Here is a 23,904-nt window from a genome sequence, read left to right as displayed (position 1 = left end):
ACTGGCCCTAGCTTTCAATAATCACCGTGGCGCAGGCATAACGCCGTTCATCGGCTAGCGTCACATGGAGGGATTTGACCCCCAGCTCCGCTGCTAATTCGGCTGCCCGCTGATGCAAACGCAGTGTTGGTTTGCCCAGCGCATCGTTAACCACTTCAAATTGATTAAAGGCCAATCCGTTGCGAATACCAGTACCAAATGCCTTGGCAGCCGCTTCTTTGACCGCAAAGCGCTTGGCCAGAAAACGGATTGGCTGCTGGTGCTGCTGATAATGCTGTAATTCCGCAGGGCTGAGGATACGTTGTGCCAGCCTTTCACCGGTGCGTTCCACTACCGCCTCAATCCTTGAGATTTCAACAATATCAGTACCTAACCCGAGAATAGCCATTAACGACGCGCTTCCCGCATCAACACTTTCATATCACTAACCGCCGCCGCAAGACCGGTCATTACCGCCTGACCAATGATTGCATGACCAATATTTAGCTCATGCATTTCCGGCAAGGCGGCTATGGGTTGCACATTATGGTAGGTCAGACCATGACCCGCATTCACTTTTAAACCTTTGCTGGCAGCATAGATCGCCGCTTGCGCTATCCGTGCGAGTTCAGCCTTGCGAACCAAATCTGAAGCGGCATCGGCATAAGCACCCGTGTGGATTTCGATGTAAGGTGCTCCGACCGCAACAGCGGCATCAATTTGGCGCATATCAGCATCGATAAACAGCGAAACCAGAATACCTGCCTTGGATAACCGGCTGATCGCAATAGTCATTTTATCGATCTGACCGGCAACATCCAACCCACCTTCGGTAGTCACTTCCTGGCGTTTTTCCGGCACCAAACAGCAAAAATGCGGTTGTAGTTCACACGCAATATCAACCATCTCATCGGTAACCGCCATTTCCAGATTCATGCGAGTCTGAATAGTTTGACGCAGGATCTTCACATCCCGATCAGTGATATGGCGGCGATCTTCCCGTAAATGCACGGTAATACCATCAGCTCCGGCTTGTTCAGCGATGAATGCAGCCTGAACAGGATCAGGGTAAATGGTTCCGCGTGCATTTCGTAGTGTCGCGATGTGATCAATATTAACGCCTAGCAACAAATCAGCCATGACAGCCCTCCGGATATGGATGCATCTTTAATAGGTTAATAAGCATGTAAATAGACATGCCATCAAATGCGTTACTATTGCGCAGTTTACACCGAGTGAGCTGGCAGCGGATAGGTCACAGCGTAGGAAAGTTGATAGCGGCAGTTTAAAAAAGCGAGGCTGAACGTTATGGCACAGGGTCGGCTGGAGGCTTGATCACAAATTGGCGAAATAATTCACGACTTTTGAGTGGCTTCCCCCCCAAATAAGGCTTAAGGGCAATACGGGTGAAACGTTTGGCAGCACGCAGCGTCTCTGCATCGGGAAACTCACGGTTAGCCAGAGCCAATAATTGACGGCCGGTAAAACTGTAGTGATCGACCACCAGACTGGCGATAAAGCCTTTCTCCTCACGATAACGATACGTCATGGTATCCGCCACCGCTTCACCACTGCCCGCACAATGGAGGAAATCCACGCCATAACCCAGATGCGCCAGTATCGCCAATTCAAACTGACGTAGAGCATATTCAGGCGATCCATCGCTGCCAGCCAGTGCTTGCAGGCAATGCAGATAGTCAAAAAATAGCGCGGAGTAATTGGTTTGATGTTCTAACACGCGAGAGAGCAGCTCATTGACATATAAGCCGCTGTACAACATAGAACCTGTCAATGGGAGAGCCAAAGATACCGGTTCAGCACTGCGTAATGTTTTGACTTCACCACGCCCAGCCCAACGGACTAACAGTGGTGTAAAAGGCTGCAAGCAGCCTTTTAAGTTGGAGCGACGACCTCGCGCACCTTTTGCCAATACCCGGATACGGCCTTCCCCTTCAGTGAATAAATCCAGCATCAGACTGGTTTCACTGTAAGGTCGCCCATGCAGGACAAATGCGCGTTGCCACCCCTCCATTGGCGACACTTATTTCAGGTCGTCAGTATAGCCTAAGCTGCGCAATGCACGTTCGTCATCTGCCCAGCCTGATTTCACTTTAACCCACAGCTCAAGATGCACTTTCGCTTCGAACATTTGTTCCATGTCGTGGCGGGCTTCAATACCGATGGTTTTGATTTTTGAACCTTTGTTGCCGATGACCATTTTCTTCTGGCCTTCGCGCTCAACCAAAATCAGGCCGTGGATGTTATAACCACCGCGCTCATTAGGGACAAACTGCTCAATTTCCACCGTCACCGAGTAAGGCAACTCCTCACCCAGGAAACGCATCAGCTTTTCACGAATGATTTCTGACGCCATAAAACGCTGGGAACGGTCAGTGATGTAATCTTCTGGGAAGTGATGACCCGCTTCCGGCATATGCTTGCGCACGATGCTGGCAATGGTATCCACATTCATCCCTTTCTCAGCAGAGATAGGCACGACATCAAGGAAATTCATCTGCTGGCTTAAGAACTGGATATGCGGCAACAGCTTGGTTTTGTCTGTAACGTTATCCACTTTATTAATGGCTAATAAAACTGGGCATTCTAAACTGCGCAGCTTATTCACCACCATTTCGTCGTCGGCAGTCCAATTGGTGCCTTCGACCACAAAAATAACTAATTCCACATCACCAATGGAGCTGCTTGCCGCGCGATTCATCAATCGGTTAATCGCACGTTTTTCGTCAATATGCAGCCCTGGGGTATCAACGTAAATGGCCTGATATGGCCCCTCAGTATGAATACCCATAATACGGTGACGTGTGGTTTGCGGTTTACGCGAGGTGATGGAGATTTTCTGCCCCAGCAACTCATTTAGCAAGGTAGATTTGCCCACATTAGGACGACCTACAATTGCAATAAAGCCACAATACGTTTTTTCTACTTCGCTCATTCAAGCTCCAACTGTTTCAGCGCTTGTTCCGCTGCCGCCTGCTCAGCTTTACGGCGACTTGAGCCGGTACCTACTACCGGTTCATTCAAGCCACTCACCTGGCAGTGGATAGTAAATTCCTGGTCATGTGCTTCACCGCGAACCTGCACAACCAGATAAGAGGGTAATGGCAGATGACGGCCCTGCAAGTATTCTTGTAGGCGCGTTTTTGGGTCTTTCTGCTTATCACCAGGGCTGATTTCTTCTAATCGACTGTGATACCAGGCGAGAATCAGCCGTTCAATGGTATGAATATCGCTGTCTAAGAATATACCGCCGATTAACGCTTCGACGGTATCAGCCAGTATTGACTCACGGCGGAAACCACCACTTTTCAACTCACCCGGCCCAAGGCGCAAACATTCGCCAAGATCAAACTCTCGGGCCATTTCAGCAAGGGTATTCCCTCTGACCAAGGTAGCCCGCATCCGACTCATATCCCCTTCATCAACCCGGGGGAAGCGGTGATACAGCTCATTGGCGATAACAAAACTTAATATAGAGTCACCCAGGAACTCCAAACGCTCATTGTGTTTGCTACTGGCGCTACGATGAGTCAGTGCTTGCAGTAAGAGTTCCTGCTGTTGAAAAGTGTAGCCCAGCTTCCGCTGTAGCCTGTTTATTACGATGGGGTTCATGAGTTACCAATAGATCAAGAATGCGTCAAAAACTACAGCACACGGAACAGGTCTGACCACCAAATTATCAAGACAAAACTGTTTCGTTTGCAGTGGCTCCCATCAGGGAGCCAACTTTTTATCGCTCGAAAGCTTATTCTACAACGAGTGGAAATATAATGCTGCGTTTTAATGCCCCCGCTTACTTGGGTATAGCCTATATTAATGAACTCCACCAATACGACTTAAACGCACTCCCGTTGGCCATTCACCTTCTTGCTTTTCAAAACTCATCCAGATAGCCGTGGCTTTACCCACCAGATTACGCTCAGGCACAAAACCCCAGAAACGGCTGTCTGCGCTATTGTCCCGATTGTCACCCATCATAAAGTAGTGGCCTTGCGGTACAACCCAAACCCCTAACGGCTGATTAGGTTGCTGATAATAAGCACCAACCGGGTCCTGACGGCCCGGAACAGTCAAAATATGGTGTGCAACAGGCCCAAGGCTCTCGGTGCGCTCGCGCAGACGAACACCACCATCAGGTACCGCTTCATTGGTTGGGATCTGGAAGAACCCGGCCGAAGCCTCACCATTACCGCTATAGCGGAATGTCTGCACAAAATCACTTGGCTCAGACGTGCTGTAAGTTATCGCCAGCGCGCTATCACAAGAGGTTCCGCTATTGCACGACGGCTGAACCGTTACTTCTTTACTAATAGGATTATAACTCACCCTATCACCCGGTAACCCCACGACACGTTTGATGTAGTCCAAACGCGGATCCAGTGGATATTTAAAAACAGCAATATCACCGCGTTTCGGATGACCAGTCGGAATCAATGTCGTCTGTGTTATGGGATCTTTAATCCCATAAGCAAACTTCTCAACCAGAATGAAATCACCAATCAGCATGGTAGGCATCATCGAGCCAGAAGGGATCTGGAACGGTTCGTAAATAAACGAACGCACGATAAATACCAAAGCTAATACCGGGAAGACTGAAGCACATGTCTCAATCCAACCCGGTTGCTTTGCCGCTTGCGCTAAAGTCTTGTTATCGACAGCACTGCCAGCTTTAGCTTGAATTTCCGCAGTTTGCGTGTGAATAGCCGCAATTTTTGCCTGACGGGCTGGTGCCCATCTAAACCGCTCAAAGCACCAGATAATCCCCGTCACCAGCGTTGCTAACGCCAAAATTAAGGCAAACATGTTAGCCATGAAAACTCCTTATTTGCTGTCTTTACCGACATGCAGAATCGCCAGGAAAGCCTCTTGTGGTAATTCAACGTTACCCACCTGCTTCATACGTTTCTTACCATCTTTCTGTTTCTGTAGAAGTTTTTTCTTACGGCTAACATCACCGCCATAACACTTCGCCAGCACGTTTTTACGTAACTGTTTCACCGTTGAACGGGCAATGATGTGGTTACCAATGGCGGCCTGAATCGCAATATCAAACTGCTGACGTGGGATCAGTTCTTTCATTTTCTCAACCAGATCTCGGCCACGATACTGCGCGTTGTCACGGTGAGTAATTAACGCCAAAGCATCGACTCGTTCGTTGTTGATAAGCACATCAACACGCACCATGTCAGACGTCTGGAAGCGTTTGAAATTGTAATCCAACGACGCATAACCACGGGATGTTGATTTCAAGCGGTCAAAGAAATCGAGTACCACTTCAGCCATCGGAATTTCATATGTCAGCGCCACTTGATTACCGTGATAGACCATGTTGGTCTGCATACCACGTTTTTCAATACACAAGGTAATGACGTTACCTAAGTACTCCTGCGGCAACAACATATGACATTCAGCAATCGGCTCACGCAGTTCTTCAATGTTGTTCAGCGCAGGCAGTTTCGATGGGCTATCAACATGAATGGTTTCCTGACTGGTAGTGATCACTTCATATACGACTGTCGGTGCTGTGGTGATCAACTCCAGATCATATTCACGTTCCAGACGTTCCTGAATGATTTCCATGTGCAGCAAACCAAGGAAACCACAGCGGAAACCAAAGCCCAGAGCGGTGGAGCTTTCTGGTTCATAGAATAACGAGGCGTCGTTAAGACTCAGTTTACCTAACGCATCACGGAAGGCTTCATAGTCATCTGAGCTAATTGGGAACAAGCCTGCGTAAACCTGAGGTTTAACCTTTTTGAAGCCCGGTAATGATTTCTCTGCCGGGTTACGGGCTAATGTCAAAGTATCGCCAACCGGTGCGCCAAGGATGTCTTTTATCGCACACACCAACCAGCCTACTTCACCGCAATTGAGCATATCGCGATCGACACGTTTTGGTGTAAAGATACCCAGACGATCAGCGTTATAGCTTTGGCCAGTACTCATGACCTTAACTTTATCGCCTTTACGTAACGAACCATTCTTAATACGAATTAATGAGACAACACCCAGATAGTTATCAAACCAGGAGTCGATAATCAGTGCCTGCAATGGCCCGTCCGGATCACCCTTTGGCGGCGGAATATCACGCACCAAACGTTCAAGGATATCAGGCACACCCACGCCGGTTTTCGCTGAGCAACGCACAGCATCGGTGGCATCAATACCCACGATATCTTCAATCTCTTCAGCAACGCGCTCAGGATCGGCGGCAGGCAAGTCGATTTTATTTAAAACTGGAACCACTTCCAGGTTCATTTCCATCGCGGTGTAACAGTTCGCTAGCGTCTGGGCCTCAACACCTTGCCCTGCATCAACGACCAGCAATGCCCCTTCACAGGCCGCCAGAGAGCGGGAAACTTCATAAGAGAAGTCAACGTGACCAGGGGTATCGATAAAGTTAAGTTGATAGGTTTGACCATCTTTGGCGTGGTAATCAAGTGTGACACTCTGCGCCTTGATGGTAATGCCACGCTCGCGCTCCAGATCCATAGAATCCAGCACCTGAGCGGCCATTTCGCGCTCAGATAATCCGCCACAAATCTGAATAATACGGTCAGATAGCGTCGACTTACCGTGGTCAATATGGGCAATAATAGAAAAGTTTCTTATGTGCTTCATTTATATGAATTTTTCTCTAGTCGTTGTCTTTAATTAATTATTGGTGGACACAGCGATGGACTCAAACCCAAAACTACCCACATAAATATGCACGCATCTTACACTGTAACTCAGCCTCGTGAAAGGCATCACACTTAGCTTGTTACCTGATTTATCCTGTATAAATGTATCTTTACCTTCCCATCTGACGCTATTGCAAAGATATCTGACTCCATGTTTTTTCCTCAGAGTTAGTCAGCAAAGATCCACTCCCCATACTTTATTATATCGATAGCCATGTCAGATTATAACATTGAGAATAGTAGTTCTAATCGCCAAAGAGCAACCACGCGATGTAACGGTCGAAGCCTGACTCTATTTATCCATATTCTATCGCTAATAATTTTAGGAGAATGCCCATATACTCAACAAGAAAACAACATAGAGTATTAATATTAAATTGTAATAACCAAGTGAGATCTCCTCTTGGCAATGACAAGGATAATATTATGATCGATGAAGGGAAAATCCTGAGCCGCCATGAGGTTAGAAAAGAAAACTCAGTGCTAACTATATTTTCAATAATATTTATACTTGCATTCAGCTTGGTAATTATTATTCTCGCAGTTACAACACCCCTCTTTTCCACCCCTTCGGTTCTTTCTATTTTATGTGTGGCCATTGCAGCAATAACATTAAGTAGTTTACTTTATCTACGTTTACACAGTAACCCAATGTTCACCTACTTCCTGTATGAGAAAGGAGTTCGCGTGTTCAACCACCACAATGGTAAAGTCTATTTTATTCCATTTAATAAAATTCGATATATTCATAAATACCATTTAGGAATAAACTCTGATGGTAAAATTAATGCTATGGCTTTTCGCACTTCAAAATCTCAGCCTTGGAATATCATTGTAAACAATATAAAAAATGCATACCCCCTAATGAACACTCTGATACATCAACAAGTAATCAATGTCGGCATGATTAGTTTAGATAGCTTATCAAAAGGCGAGCCTATTTTATTCGAAGTGATTAAAAAAATGACAACTGGCTTGTGAAACTAATGCTCCACAGTATTATTAATATAATTAAAGATAGCACTCTTGCAATAGAGACATCGCCGATTTCACTTAGTGCTCATTGTTTGGCTACAAGCGAGGGCATTATTAATATGGAAGACATACTGTATATCGAAACTCAAAGAGAAACATATCATGATAAAATTCGACTATTTGACGCTAAAGGTAAAATGCTCTTTACAATAGATTACTCAGCATTAGTCAGTGCAGATCTCTTTATTGCATTAGTTGAGCATATGATTCAAAACCGTATCCCAGCCTACCATGCCGATTAGGTAATACGTGTTACTGTTGTTGAATACGGATAGCCGCTGGAGGCAACCCTATTTGTAATACTGTCGGTTGATAAGCACTTTGCCCTTCAATCCTGCTGGCCAACTTTCTGGCAAGTAAGAATCCTAAACTAGCACCAGAAATAGATCCCAGCGCTGTATAAACATCGGCTAAGAATAAGAACTGAAATAAAGCACCACCTGCAATTAACCCAACCAAAGGGGTTAAATAGACCAGTAAAGCAGAACGTAACAGGCTGCCCTCACTAATTCCAACTTCAACCCTTTGCCCAGGTTCTAGTGGTTGCGAAATAGCGACCTGCAAATGATGCTCTGATTCAGGCCCTAGCTCATTTAATAAGTGACTACCGCAACCACGGCGAGCATGACAGCTCCCACAGCCTGAATGTGGCTCACAGCGTAATAAAGCAATACCGTTTTGCCACGAAATCACTGTAGCCCATTCTTTCATCATTTTGCCGATTCCAGTACAACGCTATCGGCAATACGCTTCGCAGTTGAAGGAGGTAACTCACCCACTACCGTGATTTCTACATTATTACGAGCTTCAGTCTGAACAGTGCGACGCCCCTGGCGCAGGGATTGTTCTGAAGGAACATCTTTACCCGCCGGATTAATGTTTACTGAAAAGCTGAATAAGCCATCACTGTATAATCGGGATTCTGTCGGTGCATCCATATTAGGCAATGTACGACGGCTACGCGACACTTCGGTCACGCCCTCCGGCAACCAACGCGGTGTCCAGGTAAAATCCACCTTGTTTTTAGCTGGCAGCGCAAGCAATGGCGGCATAGACAGTTTTAGCACGCCTTGCAGAATATCTTGAATAGGCTCACCGACAGCAAATGAAATCACCCGAAACTGTTCAAGTGTTTCGCCATCGCGATCTAGCAAGTCTATCCGCATCGGGAGTTTTGTTGCCTCATCCATCCAGATAATATAGCTATATCGCGTACTGTCACGTGCCACGATTCTAATGACCTGACATGGCCGATCAGCCACACGGGCACGGCCGAGTGCAATATAGTTATAGTGTTTTGACAGTTTTTCAAAATCGGGGAATACCGCAGAAGGCAGGGCATCGACAATATGCTCACCACTTAGCGTAAAAGAGTCAAACCCAGGCTCGAAATAGCTTATCTCATTGCCACGCTGAATAATCTCAGTACGTGGACCATCCATACGCAATAACTGCGCTAATGTCTTTTTATCCAGAATAGCATGTCGATAGCGAAGAGAATCAATCCCTTGCTTGTTAACATTGATATATGACAGCTCATAATTGAGCGACTGGGTGGCACTGCCCATTTCCTGCAACAATTGCATCGGCGTGGATTCCGCCGATGCAATTGTTGGCATAAACAGGCTGCCCGCCGCTAGATAGACGGAAAACCAAAGTTGCTTCATTACTGCTGCTGCATTCCTAAGGACTGAGTGCCAGGGACTTGAATCGCCGCTTGGGTTGATGCTGAAGGCTGCTGCAGCACGTCATTTTGTGGCAGGCGACGTTGCAATTCGAAATCTTGCAATTGAGTCATCATATTGACACGTCTACGCTGCTCTTGAACCTGATGCTGTTGATTGGTGCCAAAGGAACCATCAGCAGGCACACCAAAACTGACCGGTGATGCTTTGCCCATCATCGGCAAAGTATTAAACGCCGGTGATTCTGATTGCAATGTACCAGATACAGGTTGGTTATATTGCTGAACACCAACAATGACTGCGAGAGAAACACAAGCAGCAACGCCCACTTGGGTAATCTGGCTGGCCCAAGGGCGAATTTTTGCCCAAAAAGGCATTCTCTGCCAGACATGTGGTTGTGGCTGAGATTCAGGTACTGCACCAGGAATAAAGCGAGCTGGCTCTTTTTTCAGTGCTTCTGCAACACGGCTGGCGATGTCCAGATGTAAGACTTCACCAACATCCCCCCGCAGGGTGTCACGGATCAAATGATAACTCTGCCAGCTTTGCTGTAATGCTTTATCTTTCGACAAAGCCCCTAGCAGATCGCTATCAAGAGTTTCTCCATCCATCAGAGCGGAAAGCTTTTCTTTCTGCATGCCAAAATACCCTTTGTGTGTCCGCTTATCGCTGAATTAGCGGCTGAATTTTGTTATCGATAGCTTCTCTGGCACGGAAGATACGTGAACGCACAGTACCCACCGGACAGTCCATAATGGCCGCTATTTCCTCATAGCTTAGACCATCCAGCTCCCTGAGTGTAATCGCCATGCGAAGATCTTCAGGAAGTGACTCTATGGTTTTAAAAACTATCTGCCTTAATTCTTCAGACAACATTAAGTTCTCAGGGTTCGATATTTCTTTTAGTGCACCCGCATTTTCATAGTTTTCAGCATCATTTGCATCCACATCACTGGATGGCGGGCGCCGCCCCTGAGCGACTAAGTAATTTTTTGCTGTATTAACAGCAATACGGTATAGCCACGTATAAAAAGCGCTATCGCCACGGAATGATTCCAATGCACGATAAGCCTTGATAAAAGATTCCTGAACAACATCAGGAACATCGCCCTGAGGCACATATCGGGATACGAGGCTCGCAACTTTATGCTGGTATCGAATAACCAGTAAATTGAACGATTTTTGGTCCCCTTTCTGGACCCGCTCAACCAGCATCTGATCGGTTAACTGCTCGCTCATCCGAGGTGGACTCTCCCGAAATATATCCTCACGCTAAAAGTAGTACTGCCAGCCATATCTTTATCTTCCTGAGCAAGCACTCGCTTGGAGTTTATAAAAATTGCAAAGTTCCATGTTGCCAGATTTTTCGTCTGAATATTCTTTAGACATCTTATACCCATAGCTTTTGCTCTGGGAGATAGGCTAACATGAAATTCACTCTTCTTCTGCACACATCATACGATATGCAATCATCATCTGAACACGTTAGCGATGTATTGATCATCGGAAGTGGCGCTGCCGGCTTGTCTTTGGCTCTACGCCTCGCACCACATTGTAAAGTTACTGTTCTGAGCAAAGGGCCACTCAATGAAGGTGCCACTTTTTATGCTCAGGGAGGTATTGCTGCTGTTTTTGATGAAACTGACAGCATCAGTTCACACGTCGATGATACCCTGATCGCCGGAGCCGGGCTTTGTGACAAAGACGCCGTAGAGTTTATCGCCAGTAACGCCCGCTCTTGCGTACAGTGGCTAATTGATCAAGGCGTCCTTTTTGATACCGAAACCAATGCCCGTGGTGAAGAGCGCTATCACCTTACCCGTGAAGGGGGTCATAGTCATCGCCGTATACTGCATACTGCTGATGCTACAGGTAAAGAAGTAGAAACCACCTTAGTCGGTAAAGCAAGCACCCACCCTAATATATTAGTAAAAGAGCGCTGTAATGCAGTGGATCTTATTACCTCGAATAAAATTGGCTTACCGGGAACCAAACGTGTGGTGGGAGCGTATGTCTGGAACCGTGAATTAGAGAAGGTCGAGACACTTCGCGCCAAAGCGGTAGTTTTAGCGACAGGAGGGGCGGCCAAGGTTTATCAATACACCACCAATCCGGATATTTCCTCAGGTGATGGTATTGCTATGGCATGGCGTGCTGGTTGTCGGGTTGCCAATCTGGAATTTAACCAATTCCACCCTACCTGCCTGTTTCACCCGCAAGCACGTAACTTTTTACTGACTGAGGCCTTACGTGGTGAAGGGGCTTACCTTAAGCGCCCTGACGGTAGTCGCTTCATGCTCGATTTTGACACCCGAGGCGAACTGGCCCCGCGTGATATCGTTGCTCGCGCCATCGACCACGAAATGAAACGTCTTGGTGCTGATTGCATGTACTTGGATATCAGCCATAAACCGACTGATTTTGTGATGCAACACTTCCCGATGATCTATGAAAAGCTACTGTCTTTGGGTATCGATCTGACCAAAGAAGCCATTCCAATCGTTCCAGCCGCGCACTATACCTGTGGTGGTGTGATGGTTGATCAACATGGTCGCACGGACCTGGATGGGCTATATGCTATTGGTGAAGTGAGTTATACCGGGTTACATGGTGCTAATCGCATGGCATCCAATTCCTTGTTGGAGTGTCTGGTTTACGGCTGGTCTGCTGCTGAGGATATTCTGACACGGTTGCCTAATGCCAAGTTAGCCAAGCATTTACCGGACTGGGATGAGAGTCGTGTCGATAACTCCGACGAACGGGTTGTCATTCAACATAACTGGCATGAATTACGTCTGTTTATGTGGGATTACGTCGGTATCGTGCGAACAACCAAGCGTTTAGAGCGAGCCTTACGCCGAATTAATACGTTACAGCAGGAAATTGATGAATATTACGCCAATTTCCGCATCTCGAATAATCTACTGGAATTGCGTAATCTGGTGCAGGTTGCTGAGTTGATTGTGCGCTGTGCCATGTCGCGTAAAGAGAGTCGTGGCTTGCACTATACCCTTGATTATCCTGATCAAATGGAAAATCCGCAACCGACCATTCTTCAACCATAGATAATTTTGTGCTCAAGACATCAGCATATTCAGGGCGAAATAATACGCCCTGAATATGCTGATGTCTTTTAATAATTGAGATACTTTTAATAATTAAGATAGAAGTCACTGATTAACTGACGAAATTCGGTTGAATAAATCCCTTCAGATTGGCGCAGATCCAGTTCCTGATATATCGCCTCACCCGCTTGCCGCGACAGTGTCAGCAACATTCGATGCAGCGGTTTACCGGGGCGATCCCTGACATTAACCTGACCACGAACATACCACCCCATCTGACCGCCAAGCCGCGCCAGTTCAATTCCCAGTTCATGAGGTAAAACCACACAAAATATACCGTCGTCTGTGATAAGCTTCTCAGCGCAATTTAGTAGCGCTAAATGTGTTAATGAACCGGTATAACGTGCGGTATCCCGCGCTTCATCGCGACAGGCGACAGCGGGAGCAAAATAAGGTGGATTACTGACAATCAGGTCATACTGTTGAGGATGGTTTTCAGCAAACTGATGGACATCTTGCTCATAAATATGAACACGCGCAGCCCAAGGCGATGATTCTGCATTGCTAATCGCCTGTTGTGCCGCCGCAGGCTCCAGCTCAACACCATCAATGAGTGCATCAGATGCCGAACGCTGAGCAATCATCAGAGCAATAAGCCCGCTGCCGCAGCCAATATCCAGTACTCTGCGCGCATTATCCACCGGCACCCAGGCACCGAGTAATACACCATCGGTACCCACTTTCATCGCACAACAGTCGTGTGCCACAAAGAACTGTTTAAAAGTGAAACCACCACCACGTAATACCGGTTTTTTCTTCAATTGCTCGCCCATATTAGTCATCAGAATCTATAACCGGCGTAGCATAGGACAATATGATTGAAGGGAAAAGACATCATTACCGCTTAAACAGGTGAAGAATTCGGCTAACCCGTCTATAATCGGCGCCCCAAGTAGAGGAAGACCATGACTGTAACCAATTTTTCCGAACTCGATCTCGATGAACGCCTGATTGACGCACTGCGTGACAAAGGCTATGAGCGTCCAACCGCGATTCAAGCTGCGGCTATTCCGCCAGCGATGGATGGGCGCGACGTATTGGGTTCGGCACCAACAGGTACGGGCAAAACTGCCGCCTTTTTGCTGCCTGCCTTACAGCATTTGCTGGATTTCCCACGCAAAAAATCTGGCCCACCACGGATTCTAATCCTGACGCCAACCCGTGAATTGGCCATGCAGGTCGCGGATCAAGCCCGTGAGTTAGCTAAACATACACAACTGGATATCGCGACGATAACCGGCGGTGTGGCTTATATGAATCACGCGGAAGTCTTTAGTGAGAATCAGGATATCGTGGTTGCGACCACCGGCCGCTTGTTGCAATACATCAAAGAAGAGAACTTTGACTGCCGGGCTGTGGAAACCCTGATTCTGGACGAAGCTGACCGTATGTTGGATATGGGTTTCGCACAAGATATTGAAACCATCGCCGCAGAAACCCGCTGGCGCAAACAGACACTCCTGTTCTCCGCTACGCTTGAAGGTGAAGCTATACGTGAGTTTGCAGAACGCATTCTGAACGAGCCGGTAGAGTTGGAAGCAGACCCATCACGTCGCGAACGTAAAAAAATTCTGCAATGGTATTACCGCGCAGACAGTATTGAACATAAAACCGCCTTGCTGGTGCATCTGTTAAAGCAACCAGAAGTGCAGAAATCGATTATTTTCGTTCGTACCCGTGAAAAGGTACACCAATTAGTCAGTTGGCTGCGTGAAGCCGGGATTAACGCTTGGTTCCTCGAAGGCGAAATGGTTCAGGCCAAACGGACTGAAGCGGTTATTCGCCTCAGTGATGGTCGCGTCAATGTGCTGGTTGCAACAGATATCGCTTCACGCGGCCTGGACATCGACGACATCAGCCATGTATTCAACTTTGATCTGCCGCTGACCTCTGACGTCTACCTGCACCGCATTGGCCGTACAGGTCGCGCTGGGCGTAAAGGTGTGGCTATTTCATTGGTGGAAGCCCATGACCATCTGTTATTGGGCAAGATTGGACGTTACCTGAACGAGCCACTGAAGCCTCGGGTTATTGATGAGTTGCGCCCTACCAGCAAGGCACCAAGCGAAAAAGCCACAGGTAAACCCTCTAAAAAGGTCTTAGCGAAGCGTAAAGAGCTAAAAGAAGCCAGTAAAGAAAAAGTGAAGGTTAAAGTTCGTCACCGCGATGCCAAAAATGTGGGCAAACGCCGTAAACCGAAAGACAAGCCTGATACTAAAACTACGGGTTAATAACTCAACACGCGAACAAAAAACCGCTGACGTCAAACTCAGCGGTTTTTTATTATTCAAACGGTTGCTGATAGACCTCTGCCCACTTTTTCCCGCGTAGCCAGGCATTCAATTGCTGATAATTTTTCTGCATCTTAGCGCTTTGCAGGGGAATCGGGGTCATCGCTAAATACTGTTGAAACGTTGCCCCTTGCTTGTTACGTAACTCAGGATCTGCACCAGCTTTTAATAAGCGCAGAGCCAAGTCTGGTGCATTGGTTTTACCCGCTAAATGCAGTGGGGTATCTCCCATCCGATCGGCCAGATTCGGATCAATCCCAGCAACCAGTAATAAGATCACTTGTACTTCACGCCCGGCCATAACGGCGGCCGCCAGTGGTGTCGCTAATGTCACACTATTTCGCGTGTTCGGCTGGAGGCGGCCATCGAGTAAAAGATTCATGTAATGCGCATCCTGAATACTGGCTGCGGTATGCCATGCAGTATCGCCTTGTAATCCGGGCTGAGAAGGATCTGCGTACTCTTGCAATAATGCCGTCAAACTTTCTGGCTGTTGGTTAAGGATCGCCCATTGCAGTAAAGTTATCGACTGCTCACCTTGCTGACGTAATAATGTTGTATTGGCCAACTGATGGATCTGTTTTACGTCTCCGCGAACAATCGCCTCTGCAATTGGCATGACCAATGGATCGCTGAAAGCCGTGTTAATATCTGTCATTGCGTGTGCCTCAAAACTCAGTAGTGGGACCAAAACACCAAAGATGACGTAACGTATCTGACGTTTCACCCTTATTATCAGTGTTGATTCAGGCATCCTGCCGCCCCCAAGGTTGCTGTTCATCCATTGAGCTGAGAACTTTATCAATACCATGCGCCGCCAGACGGCGCTCCAGGTGTTTATGCGGTAGCCAATCATCCAACCCGGTGAGTTTATCGCTATTTATCAGAGTGATTTTATGGCCAATCGCATCAGGAATCAGTGATGTAGACTCCTGAGTATCTGTCAATAAATCATATTGTTCGCTATAGCGCCGAATCCCGCCATTCTCTGCCACCAGCCGCGCTTGAACGGGGTTAAGCCCCATGCGGTTCAGTGTATGATCAGAAACGCCAGCAGCGTTGAATGTTACCGCAAAAGTTCCGGTTGCTAACGCTGCAGTGGCCGCCAGCCCACCACCGAGCGAGTGCCCGGTGATCACCAGATCATCGCCAAAAGCCATTCTTGCCGCCTTCCCCAAAGCAACAGCCTGATTGTATTGCACATCCTCATAGCCGGTAGCTTGACGAATGTTACTCAACCAGTCCTGCATATCATTGGTGCCAGCAAAGGCTAAAACATATTGTTGATTATCAGAGTAAATTCCAGCCATAAAACCTGAAGCGCTATTAGATAAACTCGCAGGATCGATACCTGCTGACAATAATGCACGGTCACTTAAACGGGAAAAACCAGCAAAGTTACCTGAAATGGGAGAGTAGACGTCTTTAGCAAGCAATGCTAATGAATAGTCCGCTTGCTGTGATCCTTGCCCACTTGAGAGAGGTATATTATTGCTACCGAGAATACTCTCCTTATCTGCCACAATTCCTTCAGCACGCGACAAACCAAGATTCGCAACCATGCTGTAGTAAAGCTCATTACTCGCCGGCACGGTGGTCAAGTGTGTCATAGCTATCGTTTGAGCTGTACGTGTCGCTGCTACAGATACAACATCGTCTTTCCCTGTGGGTGCAGATAAACTGACTCGCCCCATAGAACCCGCCAATGAAGCAGGTGCAATCATATTGACCGATGCACTCATACCAACTCCTTGTCGAAAGATGATCCAGATGGTTAACTAAGATTAATCATCTATCTATCGACACATCGGATGAGTTCTTAAATGGAATTAATAAATTTTATTTATATAATTTTCAAAATGTGATCCTACTCTGATTTATGACTTTATAACCCTCTTGGCCGGGCTGACATCAAGTACAGACGAACATGAATCTGTCATTTTCGCACAGGAACCAATTCCCCATAATCAAACGCTAATTCCGCCAACGTATAAGTTTAATAGATGGATGGGAACCGCCTGGGAAGGCGCTCAAGAGGAATTAAAAGCCAGCAGCATTACCGCTGCAACCCAACAGAAAACCGCGTTGATAAAGCAGGTATCAGAGCGCATCAACATCCTGCTCGACGCCGTCGCAATGGATATTCAACAGACTGATATTCAGCAATTGGCAGCATTCAAACATTACCGAATCGCGTTAATGCGCCCCACCCCGCGGAAAATTCTCATAAGGTCTAAATAAATGTACAGCCCGCTTTAATAAGCCATTCGGGAATATATCGATTAAAACCTTCAGCTTTACAGTATTCTTCAAAGGCACTTTGCGAGTTTACATTCGCCTTTCCATATATCGATTGCAATTTATTTGCTATTGTACGGTTAGAAAGGTTTAGTTTTTTCCCTATTTCTTTAGCATTGAGGGATTGTAATAAGAAAAATATCACTTCAAGTTCTTTGTTAGTGAAATCATTTGTAGGTGGCTTCATTATCAATACTGGAGGTGGGGCCTTATTAAATAAGTCACATACAGAAATAAAATTGAATTTTGTTACATGAAAAACAGTACCAATACATTTTTCTCATTGTTAAATAGAGGGGATTTTTCACAAAGCGTATGCTCCTGACCAAATAAACAGGTCTGAATCATAGCTACACGTTTCTTATCCGTCTCAACGGCCCTGTCTTGCTTTTGTAAATCTGGCGCAAATTCTGCCCACTGGGCAGGACATTCGTTGTCTAATCGGCCTTCAATATCAAAATTAAGGGGTAATTGGCTATATTTAAGGGTGGTTTTATTGGCATACATAAAACGTGATTCACAATCTTTCACACCCCAAGGCTCATCATTATTTTCCATAAATGATATGAGGGAACCGAAAGGCTCTGCATCAAGTCCCTTAGAACCAATTATTTTTTTGTGATTATTTTCATTCATCATTATTTCCTCCTTTTTAAATTAAAGAAATTCTATGGATATAGAATATTTAGCCCAATAGATATCACAATGTCATAATATAAAATTATGGCTTTTTCTTTATGATACAAATTACCCAATAAATAGCACTGGCAATGATTAATGAATTGAATGACGGAATACCAAAATCAATATTCATACCGCCGATAGTTCCTACAACACAAGCCGCGATAGCCTTCCAGCCAATTAATTGCGTTGATTCAGGCAGCGCCTGCAATACCAAGTCCGAGGCTAACAAATTGGAGCAGTAAACTCCCTAAAAAGGTTGCCAGCATCGCCTGGGTAAACGTCATTCCATGCCCCAAGGTAGCACCTAACATAAATTGGGCTAATGTTGTTATTGCACCCACTCTGACCAACGTGACTGAGAGAAAACTTGATTTGGCAGATAAAGGTAAGCGACTCACAGAATAATCGTCGCCGAGGGGAGAGAGTCCATTCATTCTTTCTTCTCCTTATATTTCACTAGCTTTAATAAAAACACTTATAATTTAATTTATTAATATGAACATATTATTTTTATGAGTATCCATTATTCTATTTTTTAGATAAAAATCTTGCCAGGAGTTCACAATAGAATAACACTGAATGCCCTCGTACTTTTTATATAGTACTGTTTTGATGTCTACTCCTCCCAATGAGGTTAGCCGCTTTTTGTTCCTAAAGAAAAACAAACATGCCATCACAGTGGCATGGATTCAAAAAATACATATTAAATAAAGAATAAAAATCATAATGTTAAACAAAAAATAAAGGGAGCCTAAGCTCCCTTAAAATTTGTTTCAACTTAACGCTATAACAGAAATTACAGGCTTTCAGTGAAAGTACGCGTAATCACGTCGCGTTGCTGTTCTGGCGTCAGCGAGTTGAAGCGCACAGCATAACCAGAAACTCGAATCGTCAGCTGAGGGTATTTTTCTGGGTTTTTAACTGCATCTTCCAGTGTTTCACGGCGCAGAACGTTAACGTTCAAATGCTGACCACCTTCAACACGTACCGTAGGTTGCAGTTCCAGTGGAACTTCGCGATATTCGATCTGACCTAACTCACTTGCAGGAACGATTTGATCTTCTGCATAGCCAGATTTAGCGCAAACGCAGCGCAGTTCAGCCTTTTCATCATCTAACAGCCAAAAAGAGTTCAATAAGGCTTCATTGTTAGCTTTAGTGATTTGAATACCAGTAATCATTTGGTGCCTCCGTAATACGGCTTTAAATTCCAAGGGGAGAAAAGCTATCTTGGTTATTTGGTAAAACCATTGTTGTCTTATTGTTCTATATACCAGTCACGCACACGCTATTCTTTGATATAAATCAAACTTTCCGCCCTCACGATAGGGGCAGTAAAGGCAAATTTATGTTTTATATCAATTTTATTAGTATGACAAATGACAATTATTTTTGTAAATATTCAACATTTTTTACAATTTTCGGTCAAAAAACAACCACCAAATCACAGAGTCTGGTTTAACGGTTTCACTCATCAGCTTGAACCGGTAAGCTATCGCGCATCAATACCTTACACTACCAAGGAGAGTGTTTATGTCCGCCTCCCTTACCTGGCACGATGTGATCGGCCTGGAAAAAGAACAACCTTATTTCAAAGATACGCTCGCCTTTGTGACAGCAGAACGCAGTGTTGGGAAGATTATCTACCCGCCACAAAAAGATGTGTTTAACGCATTTCGCTTAACTGAGCTGGATCAAGTAAAAGTAGTGATTCTGGGGCAAGATCCCTACCACGGCCCCAATCAGGCGCATGGGCTGTCATTCTCAGTCTTACCCGGTGTACCTGCGCCCCCCTCTCTGGTGAACATGTATAAAGAGCTGACCACTGATATTCCAGGCTTTCAGCGCCCTAATCACGGTTTTTTACAAAGTTGGGCAGAGCAAGGCGTTTTACTACTAAATACAGTGCTGACAGTTGAAGCTGGCAAAGCACACTCTCACGCTAATCTCGGCTGGGAAACCTTCACGGATAAAGTGATTGCCGCATTAAATGAACACCGTGACGGCGTGATTTTTATGTTGTGGGGAGCACATGCACAGAAAAAGGGCCGCATCATTAATACTCAGCGCCATTTTATTTTGAAAGCACCACACCCATCACCACTATCTGCACATCGTGGTTTTCTTGGCTGCAAGCACTTTTCACAAGCAAATCAGCAACTAAAACAACAGGGTCAGCAGCCGATTGACTGGCAACCAAAACTGCCAGAAAGAGAATAAATAAAAAAAGGCACCGTGAAGGTGCCTTTCTTACATCAGGTCACCTTAAGCTTTCGCTTTAGACACCGCAACCATCGCTGGACGCAGCAGACGGCCATTCAGCGTATAGCCTTTTTGCATCACCATCATCACATGATTTGGCTCGTGGTCAGCAGACTCAAGCATCGTCATTGCCTGATGAACTTCAGGATTAAACGGCACATGGGTCTCACCGACAACTTCGATACCAAATTTACCTACTGCATCAAGCAGTGATTTCAGTGTTAGTTCAACACCTTCAATCATTGAGGTTAGCTCAGTATTGGATTTATCGGCTGTATCCAGCGCCCGCTCAAGGTTATCGATAACCGGCAATAATTCAGCCGAGAAACGTTCCAAGGCAAATTTATGCGCTTTTTCAACATCCAATTCAGTACGACGACGGATATTCTCAACTTCAGCCTTAGCGCGTAGTAAGCTATCGCGCTCACGCTGTACGGCCGCAGCCAACTGCGCTTCAAGCTCAGCAACACGCGGATCTACACCGTCACCCGTCTCTTGTGTTGCTTCCACTTGCTGCTCTGCTGCATTTTCCATTTCTTCCGAGACTTGCTCGTTTGATGTTTTCTGTTCTTTACTACTCATGGATATCTCCGCGTTTTAGCATTAATCTCGCTACTTGGCATATTATGGGGATCAAAACCGGGGATTCAAGGGAACCGGCCATAATGTAGGGTAAAAGACGCCCCAGTGAGGAAAATCACGGCAATGAATAATAAAAGATTCAATTGTATTGGTATTGTCGGCCACCCACGGCACCCGGCCGCACTTGCCACTCATGAAATGCTCTACCACTGGTTAAACGCCAGAGGCTACGACGTCATGGTTGAACAGCAAATTGCTAAAGATCTCAATTTAACCGATGCAACCACCGGTAGCCTGGCAGATATCGGCCAAAAAGCAGACCTTGCTGTAGTGGTCGGTGGTGATGGCAATATGCTCGGCGCTGCACGGGTATTGGCGCGTTATGATATCAAAGTGATTGGTGTCAATAGGGGCAATCTGGGCTTTCTAACCGACTTGGACCCGGATAACGCCCAACAGCAGCTTTCCGATGTGCTGGAAGGCGAATACCTGAGCGAACAACGTTTTCTACTGGAAGCGCAGGTAACGCGCGCTAATCAGCAAAGCCGCATTAGCACAGCTATCAATGAAGTGGTTCTACACCCAGGCAAAGTAGCCCATATGATTGAATTCGAAGTGTATATTGATGACCGCTTCGCCTTTTCACAACGATCTGATGGCTTGATTATTGCCACACCGACCGGCTCTACCGCCTATTCACTCTCTGCTGGCGGCCCAATCCTCACCCCTACGCTGGACGCCATCGTATTGGTACCGATGTTCCCACACACTTTAACAGCCCGGCCCCTGGTTATTAATAGTAGCAGCACCATCCGATTGAAGTTCTCACAAATCACCAGCGACCTGGAAATAAGCTGCGACAGCCAGATAGCCTTACCTATTCAGGAAGGTGAAGAGGTATTAATTCGGCGTAGTGATTTTCACCTCAATCTTATTCACCCCAAGGACTATAGCTATTTCAATACGTTAAGCACAAAACTGGGTTGGTCAAAAAAATTATTCTAAAAAGTGCATCAGACACTTTACTGTATATAAAACCAGTCTATACTGTATTCAAATACAAATATGTGTTTATGTACAGGAGATTTACCATGCTGGCCCAATTAACTATCAGTAACTTTGCTATTGTGCGTGAGTTAGAAATTGATTTTCAATCTGGAATGACAGCAATTACTGGCGAAACTGGAGCAGGTAAATCTATCGCCATAGATGCATTAGGGCTATGTCTTGGGAGCCGTTCGGATGGCAGCATGGTGCGATTAGGGGCAACACGGGCGGATATTTGCGCGCGCTTCTCGCTAGCAGATACCCCATCAGCCCGCCAATGGCTAGAGAACAACCATCTTGATGAGAGTAACGAATGCCTGCTGCGGCGTGCAATTGGCACCGATGGTCGCTCAAGGGGCTTTATTAATGGAACACCAGTACCTTTATCTCAATTAAGGGAACTCGGCCAACAGTTAATCCAGATCCACGGCCAACACGCACATCAATTGCTGTTAAAACCGGAACATCAAAAGCACCTGTTGGATGCGTACGCAGATCAATCAGCCCTCTTAGCCGAGATGAAAGCTGCCTACCAAATTTGGCACCAAAGCTGCCGTGCACTGGCACTTCATCAGCAGCAATCATTAGAACGGAATGCACGGCGTGAGTTATTACAATATCAGTTGAAAGAGTTGAATTCATTTGCTCCTCAAGTAGGGGAGTACGAACAAATTGATGCTGAATATAAACGGCTGGCAAACAGTGGGCAGTTGCTGTCTCTCAGTCAACAGACCTTACAACTCCTTTCAGATGACGAACAAAACAATGTCCTCAGCCAACTTTATGCTGCCAAACATCAGTTAACTGAATTGGCAGGGATGGATGAGCAATTTAATAATCTGTTGAATATGTTGGAAGAGGCTTCAATCCAAATCAGTGAGGCCAGTGATGAATTACGCCACTATGCTGAACAGCTCGATATGGACCCAAACCGTCTCTATGAACTGGAACAAAGGTTATCGCGCCAACTAAATTTAGCCCGAAAGCACCATGTAACACCGGAAGAACTTCCCCTCTTCCATCAACAACTACTGGATGAGCAAGAACAGCTTTCACAGCAAGAGAATGATCACGAACAACTCAGTAATGCGGTAAACACCCACTATCAATACGCTTTAGAAATAGCTAAACGGTTGCACCAAGAGCGCCAGCATTATGCAAATGAATTGGCAGCGCTGATTACTGAAAGTATGCATGAGTTATCCATGCCACATGGCAGATTCACCATCGAAACCCAGTTTGAGCCGGAGCACCTCAGTGCTGAAGGAGCGACGCGTATTGAATTTTGCGTTACCACCAACCCCGGCCAACCACTGCAATCACTGGCAAAAGTGGCCTCGGGAGGGGAACTTTCTCGCATAGCATTAGCTATTCAGGTTATTACAGCGCGTAAAATGGACACCCCAGCCCTTATCTTTGATGAGGTAGATGTGGGTATAAGTGGCCCGACTGCGGCGATTGTGGGCCGTCTGCTGCGTCAGCTCGGTGAATCGACACAAGTCATGTGTGTTACTCACCTTCCACAAGTTGCGGGCTGCGGTCATCAACATTTCTTTGTGAGTAAACAAACTGATGGCACCGAAACCGAAACCCATATGCATCGATTAGATAAAAAAGCCCGCTTGCAAGAGTTGGCGCGTCTTCTGGGCGGTAGTGAAGTGACGAAAAACACTCTGGCAAATGCAAAAGAATTACTTGCCGCGTAGAAAAGATTAACTTTTTTCCTTTCCTGAGGTCATACAGGTGCCCTGTAAAGGTTTCCAACTGCTGCAAGGTCTATTATCATCGTCATCCTATGCCCTAAAGGAATGTGATTACTATGCGCTGTAAAATGCTGACTGCCGCCGCTGTGATGCTTGCAATGCTTACTGCGGGTTGTTCAACGCTGGAGAAGGTGGTCTACCGGCCTGATATTAATCAGGGTAACTATTTATCACCTAATGACGCGTCCAAAATTCATAAAGGTATGACCCAGCAACAAGTGGCATATACCTTAGGCACCCCAATGCTACAGGATCCGTTTGGCACAAAAACCTGGTTCTATGTGTTCCGCCAACAACCTGGCCATGAGAAAATAACACAACAGACGTTGACGTTGACCTTTGATAGCAGTGGCGTGCTGACTGATATCAAAAACGAACCAACGCTAGCAGGAAATTAATTTATCCGAAGATTGCAGAGCAAATTGAGGGTGTGAATGCTGATCGTAGGCTTTA

Annotated in this window: 25 protein-coding genes and 2 pseudogenes; 8 read left to right on the top strand and 19 right to left on the bottom strand. The window is 46.1% G+C overall.

The genetic code is table 11. The features are described 5' to 3' along the window. Positions 1 to 7 precede the first annotated feature (7 nt). From acpS to lepA, 7 genes are all read right to left on the bottom strand, one after another. The gene (acpS, locus tag AT01_RS17225; protein WP_042548015.1) at positions 8 to 388 is read right to left on the bottom strand and encodes a holo-ACP synthase; all 381 of its coding nucleotides are present in this window, start codon (positions 386 to 388) and stop codon (positions 8 to 10) included. Next, the gene (pdxJ, locus tag AT01_RS17220; RefSeq protein ID WP_042548014.1) at positions 388 to 1,119 is read right to left on the bottom strand and encodes a pyridoxine 5'-phosphate synthase; all 732 of its coding nucleotides are present in this window, start codon (positions 1,117 to 1,119) and stop codon (positions 388 to 390) included. Before pdxJ ends, acpS begins: the two co-directional genes overlap by 1 nt. Before the next feature lie 166 nt (positions 1,120 to 1,285). Further along, on the bottom strand, positions 1,286 to 2,011 hold the full coding sequence (gene recO, locus AT01_RS17215) for a DNA repair protein RecO (protein ID WP_042548013.1): 726 nt from the start codon (positions 2,009 to 2,011) through the stop codon (positions 1,286 to 1,288). A gap of 9 nt (positions 2,012 to 2,020) precedes the next feature. Continuing rightward, complete coding sequence (gene era, locus AT01_RS17210; RefSeq protein ID WP_042548012.1) at positions 2,021 to 2,932, bottom strand: GTPase Era; 912 nt, start codon at positions 2,930 to 2,932, stop codon at positions 2,021 to 2,023. After that, on the bottom strand, positions 2,929 to 3,609 hold the full coding sequence (rnc, locus tag AT01_RS17205) for a ribonuclease III (protein WP_004703998.1): 681 nt from the start codon (positions 3,607 to 3,609) through the stop codon (positions 2,929 to 2,931). The genes era and rnc overlap by 4 nt, the downstream gene beginning before the upstream one ends. A gap of 201 nt (positions 3,610 to 3,810) precedes the next feature. Further along, positions 3,811 to 4,809, bottom strand: a complete 999-nt coding sequence (gene lepB / locus AT01_RS17200; protein WP_042548011.1) for a signal peptidase I — start codon at positions 4,807 to 4,809, stop codon at positions 3,811 to 3,813. 9 nt (positions 4,810 to 4,818) lie between these two features. Further along, on the bottom strand, positions 4,819 to 6,618 hold the full coding sequence (gene lepA / locus AT01_RS17195) for a translation elongation factor 4 (protein WP_004703996.1): 1,800 nt from the start codon (positions 6,616 to 6,618) through the stop codon (positions 4,819 to 4,821). 488 nt (positions 6,619 to 7,106) lie between these two features. On the opposite strand from lepA, the pseudogene AT01_RS17190 reads away from it, so the two are divergent. Then, a pseudogene (locus AT01_RS17190) lies at positions 7,107 to 7,957 on the top strand (hypothetical protein). A gap of 10 nt (positions 7,958 to 7,967) precedes the next feature. On the opposite strand, the gene rseC reads toward AT01_RS17190, so the two are convergent. From rseC to rpoE, 4 genes are read right to left on the bottom strand one after another with little or no spacing between them, the layout of a single operon-like run. Next, the gene (gene rseC, locus AT01_RS17185) at positions 7,968 to 8,429 is read right to left on the bottom strand and encodes a SoxR-reducing system protein RseC (protein WP_042548010.1); all 462 of its coding nucleotides are present in this window, start codon (positions 8,427 to 8,429) and stop codon (positions 7,968 to 7,970) included. Continuing rightward, positions 8,426 to 9,382: a sigma-E factor regulatory protein RseB gene (rseB, locus tag AT01_RS17180; RefSeq protein ID WP_042548009.1), complete on the bottom strand. Its 957-nt coding sequence runs from the start codon at positions 9,380 to 9,382 to the stop codon at positions 8,426 to 8,428. The genes rseC and rseB overlap by 4 nt, the downstream gene beginning before the upstream one ends. Then, the gene (gene rseA / locus AT01_RS17175; protein ID WP_042548008.1) at positions 9,382 to 10,038 is read right to left on the bottom strand and encodes an anti-sigma-E factor RseA; all 657 of its coding nucleotides are present in this window, start codon (positions 10,036 to 10,038) and stop codon (positions 9,382 to 9,384) included. The genes rseB and rseA overlap by 1 nt, the downstream gene beginning before the upstream one ends. 25 nt (positions 10,039 to 10,063) lie before the next feature. Continuing rightward, positions 10,064 to 10,639, bottom strand: coding sequence for an RNA polymerase sigma factor RpoE (gene rpoE, locus AT01_RS17170; protein WP_004703993.1), 576 nt, complete (start codon positions 10,637 to 10,639; stop codon positions 10,064 to 10,066). Positions 10,640 to 10,863: 224 nt separating this feature from the next. Between rpoE and nadB the strand changes: the two genes are divergently transcribed. Continuing rightward, positions 10,864 to 12,465: an L-aspartate oxidase gene (nadB, locus tag AT01_RS17165; RefSeq protein WP_004703992.1), complete on the top strand. Its 1,602-nt coding sequence runs from the start codon at positions 10,864 to 10,866 to the stop codon at positions 12,463 to 12,465. Positions 12,466 to 12,551: 86 nt separating this feature from the next. Here the strand turns inward: nadB and trmN are convergent, their stop codons facing one another. Further along, positions 12,552 to 13,298 (bottom strand): tRNA(1)(Val) (adenine(37)-N(6))-methyltransferase TrmN, encoded by a 747-nt coding sequence (trmN, locus tag AT01_RS17160; RefSeq protein WP_042548691.1) that lies wholly within the window; start codon positions 13,296 to 13,298, stop codon positions 12,552 to 12,554. Between the two features lie 132 nt (positions 13,299 to 13,430). Here trmN and srmB point away from each other — a divergent pair, with 132 nt between their 5' ends. Further along, positions 13,431 to 14,756, top strand: coding sequence for an ATP-dependent RNA helicase SrmB (gene srmB, locus AT01_RS17155; protein WP_004703990.1), 1,326 nt, complete (start codon positions 13,431 to 13,433; stop codon positions 14,754 to 14,756). Between the two features lie 52 nt (positions 14,757 to 14,808). On the opposite strand, the gene AT01_RS17150 is transcribed toward srmB, so the two are convergent. Further along, complete coding sequence (locus AT01_RS17150) at positions 14,809 to 15,474, bottom strand: ankyrin repeat domain-containing protein (RefSeq protein ID WP_042548006.1); 666 nt, start codon at positions 15,472 to 15,474, stop codon at positions 14,809 to 14,811. Positions 15,475 to 15,562: 88 nt separating this feature from the next. Then, the gene (locus AT01_RS17145) at positions 15,563 to 16,426 is read right to left on the bottom strand and encodes a phospholipase (RefSeq protein ID WP_391592589.1); all 864 of its coding nucleotides are present in this window, start codon (positions 16,424 to 16,426) and stop codon (positions 15,563 to 15,565) included. 286 nt (positions 16,427 to 16,712) lie between these two features. Between AT01_RS17145 and AT01_RS17140 the strand changes: the two genes are divergently transcribed. Further along, positions 16,713 to 17,057 carry a tail fiber assembly protein gene (locus AT01_RS17140; protein ID WP_235427186.1) on the top strand — a complete coding sequence of 115 codons (345 nt, stop codon included), beginning with the start codon at positions 16,713 to 16,715 and terminating at the stop codon, positions 17,055 to 17,057. Here the strand turns inward: AT01_RS17140 and AT01_RS22375 are convergent. The 4 genes and pseudogenes from AT01_RS22375 to grcA all read right to left on the bottom strand — a co-directional run bounded on the left by AT01_RS22375 (position 17,050) and on the right by grcA (position 18,978). Further along, positions 17,050 to 17,301, bottom strand: coding sequence for a helix-turn-helix transcriptional regulator (locus tag AT01_RS22375; RefSeq protein WP_235427185.1), 252 nt, complete (start codon positions 17,299 to 17,301; stop codon positions 17,050 to 17,052). The two genes, AT01_RS17140 and AT01_RS22375, sit on opposite strands and share 8 nt — an antisense overlap. A gap of 62 nt (positions 17,302 to 17,363) precedes the next feature. After that, the gene (locus tag AT01_RS22370) at positions 17,364 to 17,753 is read right to left on the bottom strand and encodes a PAS domain-containing protein (RefSeq protein ID WP_235427183.1); all 390 of its coding nucleotides are present in this window, start codon (positions 17,751 to 17,753) and stop codon (positions 17,364 to 17,366) included. A 242-nt stretch (positions 17,754 to 17,995) separates the two neighbouring features. Next, positions 17,996 to 18,232, bottom strand: a pseudogene (locus AT01_RS17130) (cytosine permease); the annotation flags it as partial. A gap of 362 nt (positions 18,233 to 18,594) precedes the next feature. After that, entirely contained in the window at positions 18,595 to 18,978 is a 384-nt protein-coding gene (gene grcA / locus AT01_RS17125) for an autonomous glycyl radical cofactor GrcA (protein ID WP_004703984.1), read from the bottom strand. 352 nt (positions 18,979 to 19,330) lie between these two features. Between grcA and ung the strand changes: the two genes are divergently transcribed. Further along, positions 19,331 to 20,017 (top strand): uracil-DNA glycosylase, encoded by a 687-nt coding sequence (gene ung, locus AT01_RS17120; protein WP_042548002.1) that lies wholly within the window; start codon positions 19,331 to 19,333, stop codon positions 20,015 to 20,017. Between the two features lie 45 nt (positions 20,018 to 20,062). Here ung and grpE read toward each other — a convergent pair whose 3' ends face one another. Further along, on the bottom strand, positions 20,063 to 20,641 hold the full coding sequence (gene grpE, locus AT01_RS17115; RefSeq protein WP_042548001.1) for a nucleotide exchange factor GrpE: 579 nt from the start codon (positions 20,639 to 20,641) through the stop codon (positions 20,063 to 20,065). Positions 20,642 to 20,764: 123 nt separating this feature from the next. Between grpE and nadK the strand changes: the two genes are divergently transcribed. The 3 genes from nadK to bamE all read left to right on the top strand — a co-directional run bounded on the left by nadK (position 20,765) and on the right by bamE (position 23,849). Further along, positions 20,765 to 21,646, top strand: coding sequence for an NAD(+) kinase (gene nadK, locus AT01_RS17110; protein WP_004703981.1), 882 nt, complete (start codon positions 20,765 to 20,767; stop codon positions 21,644 to 21,646). An 86-nt stretch (positions 21,647 to 21,732) separates the two neighbouring features. Beyond that, a complete protein-coding gene (gene recN, locus AT01_RS17105) occupies positions 21,733 to 23,394 on the top strand; it encodes a DNA repair protein RecN (RefSeq protein WP_042548000.1) in 1,662 nt (553 codons plus the stop codon). Between the two features lie 113 nt (positions 23,395 to 23,507). Beyond that, complete coding sequence (gene bamE / locus AT01_RS17100) at positions 23,508 to 23,849, top strand: outer membrane protein assembly factor BamE (RefSeq protein WP_042547999.1); 342 nt, start codon at positions 23,508 to 23,510, stop codon at positions 23,847 to 23,849. Positions 23,850 to 23,904 lie beyond the last annotated feature (55 nt).

This window comes from Yersinia aldovae 670-83 (assembly GCF_000834395.1).
In the GTDB taxonomy this organism is placed as follows: Bacteria; Pseudomonadota; Gammaproteobacteria; order Enterobacterales; family Enterobacteriaceae; genus Yersinia; species Yersinia aldovae.
This window is presented reverse-complemented; position numbering and strand designations above follow the sequence as displayed.

Coding starts and splice junctions, on each gene's coding strand:
- srmB (WP_004703990.1), top strand. CDS start 13,431: ATGACTGTAACCAATTTTTCCGAACTCGATCTCGATGAACGCCTGATT.
- lepA (WP_004703996.1), bottom strand. CDS start 6,618: ATGAAGCACATAAGAAACTTTTCTATTATTGCCCATATTGACCACGGT.
- recO (WP_042548013.1), bottom strand. CDS start 2,011: ATGGAGGGGTGGCAACGCGCATTTGTCCTGCATGGGCGACCTTACAGT.
- AT01_RS22375 (WP_235427185.1), bottom strand. CDS start 17,301: ATGAAGCCACCTACAAATGATTTCACTAACAAAGAACTTGAAGTGATA.
- grpE (WP_042548001.1), bottom strand. CDS start 20,641: ATGAGTAGTAAAGAACAGAAAACATCAAACGAGCAAGTCTCGGAAGAA.
- rnc (WP_004703998.1), bottom strand. CDS start 3,609: ATGAACCCCATCGTAATAAACAGGCTACAGCGGAAGCTGGGCTACACT.
- rseC (WP_042548010.1), bottom strand. CDS start 8,429: ATGATGAAAGAATGGGCTACAGTGATTTCGTGGCAAAACGGTATTGCT.
- rseA (WP_042548008.1), bottom strand. CDS start 10,038: ATGCAGAAAGAAAAGCTTTCCGCTCTGATGGATGGAGAAACTCTTGAT.
- AT01_RS17150 (WP_042548006.1), bottom strand. CDS start 15,474: ATGACAGATATTAACACGGCTTTCAGCGATCCATTGGTCATGCCAATT.
- rseB (WP_042548009.1), bottom strand. CDS start 9,382: ATGAAGCAACTTTGGTTTTCCGTCTATCTAGCGGCGGGCAGCCTGTTT.
- ung (WP_042548002.1), top strand. CDS start 19,331: ATGTCCGCCTCCCTTACCTGGCACGATGTGATCGGCCTGGAAAAAGAA.
- trmN (WP_042548691.1), bottom strand. CDS start 13,298: ATGGGCGAGCAATTGAAGAAAAAACCGGTATTACGTGGTGGTGGTTTC.
- recN (WP_042548000.1), top strand. CDS start 21,733: ATGCTGGCCCAATTAACTATCAGTAACTTTGCTATTGTGCGTGAGTTA.
- acpS (WP_042548015.1), bottom strand. CDS start 388: ATGGCTATTCTCGGGTTAGGTACTGATATTGTTGAAATCTCAAGGATT.
- AT01_RS22370 (WP_235427183.1), bottom strand. CDS start 17,753: ATGATGAATGAAAATAATCACAAAAAAATAATTGGTTCTAAGGGACTT.
- nadK (WP_004703981.1), top strand. CDS start 20,765: ATGAATAATAAAAGATTCAATTGTATTGGTATTGTCGGCCACCCACGG.
- lepB (WP_042548011.1), bottom strand. CDS start 4,809: ATGGCTAACATGTTTGCCTTAATTTTGGCGTTAGCAACGCTGGTGACG.
- nadB (WP_004703992.1), top strand. CDS start 10,864: ATGCAATCATCATCTGAACACGTTAGCGATGTATTGATCATCGGAAGT.
- rpoE (WP_004703993.1), bottom strand. CDS start 10,639: ATGAGCGAGCAGTTAACCGATCAGATGCTGGTTGAGCGGGTCCAGAAA.
- era (WP_042548012.1), bottom strand. CDS start 2,932: ATGAGCGAAGTAGAAAAAACGTATTGTGGCTTTATTGCAATTGTAGGT.
- bamE (WP_042547999.1), top strand. CDS start 23,508: ATGCGCTGTAAAATGCTGACTGCCGCCGCTGTGATGCTTGCAATGCTT.
- grcA (WP_004703984.1), bottom strand. CDS start 18,978: ATGATTACTGGTATTCAAATCACTAAAGCTAACAATGAAGCCTTATTG.
- pdxJ (WP_042548014.1), bottom strand. CDS start 1,119: ATGGCTGATTTGTTGCTAGGCGTTAATATTGATCACATCGCGACACTA.
- AT01_RS17145 (WP_391592589.1), bottom strand. CDS start 16,426: ATGACACACTTGACCACCGTGCCGGCGAGTAATGAGCTTTACTACAGC.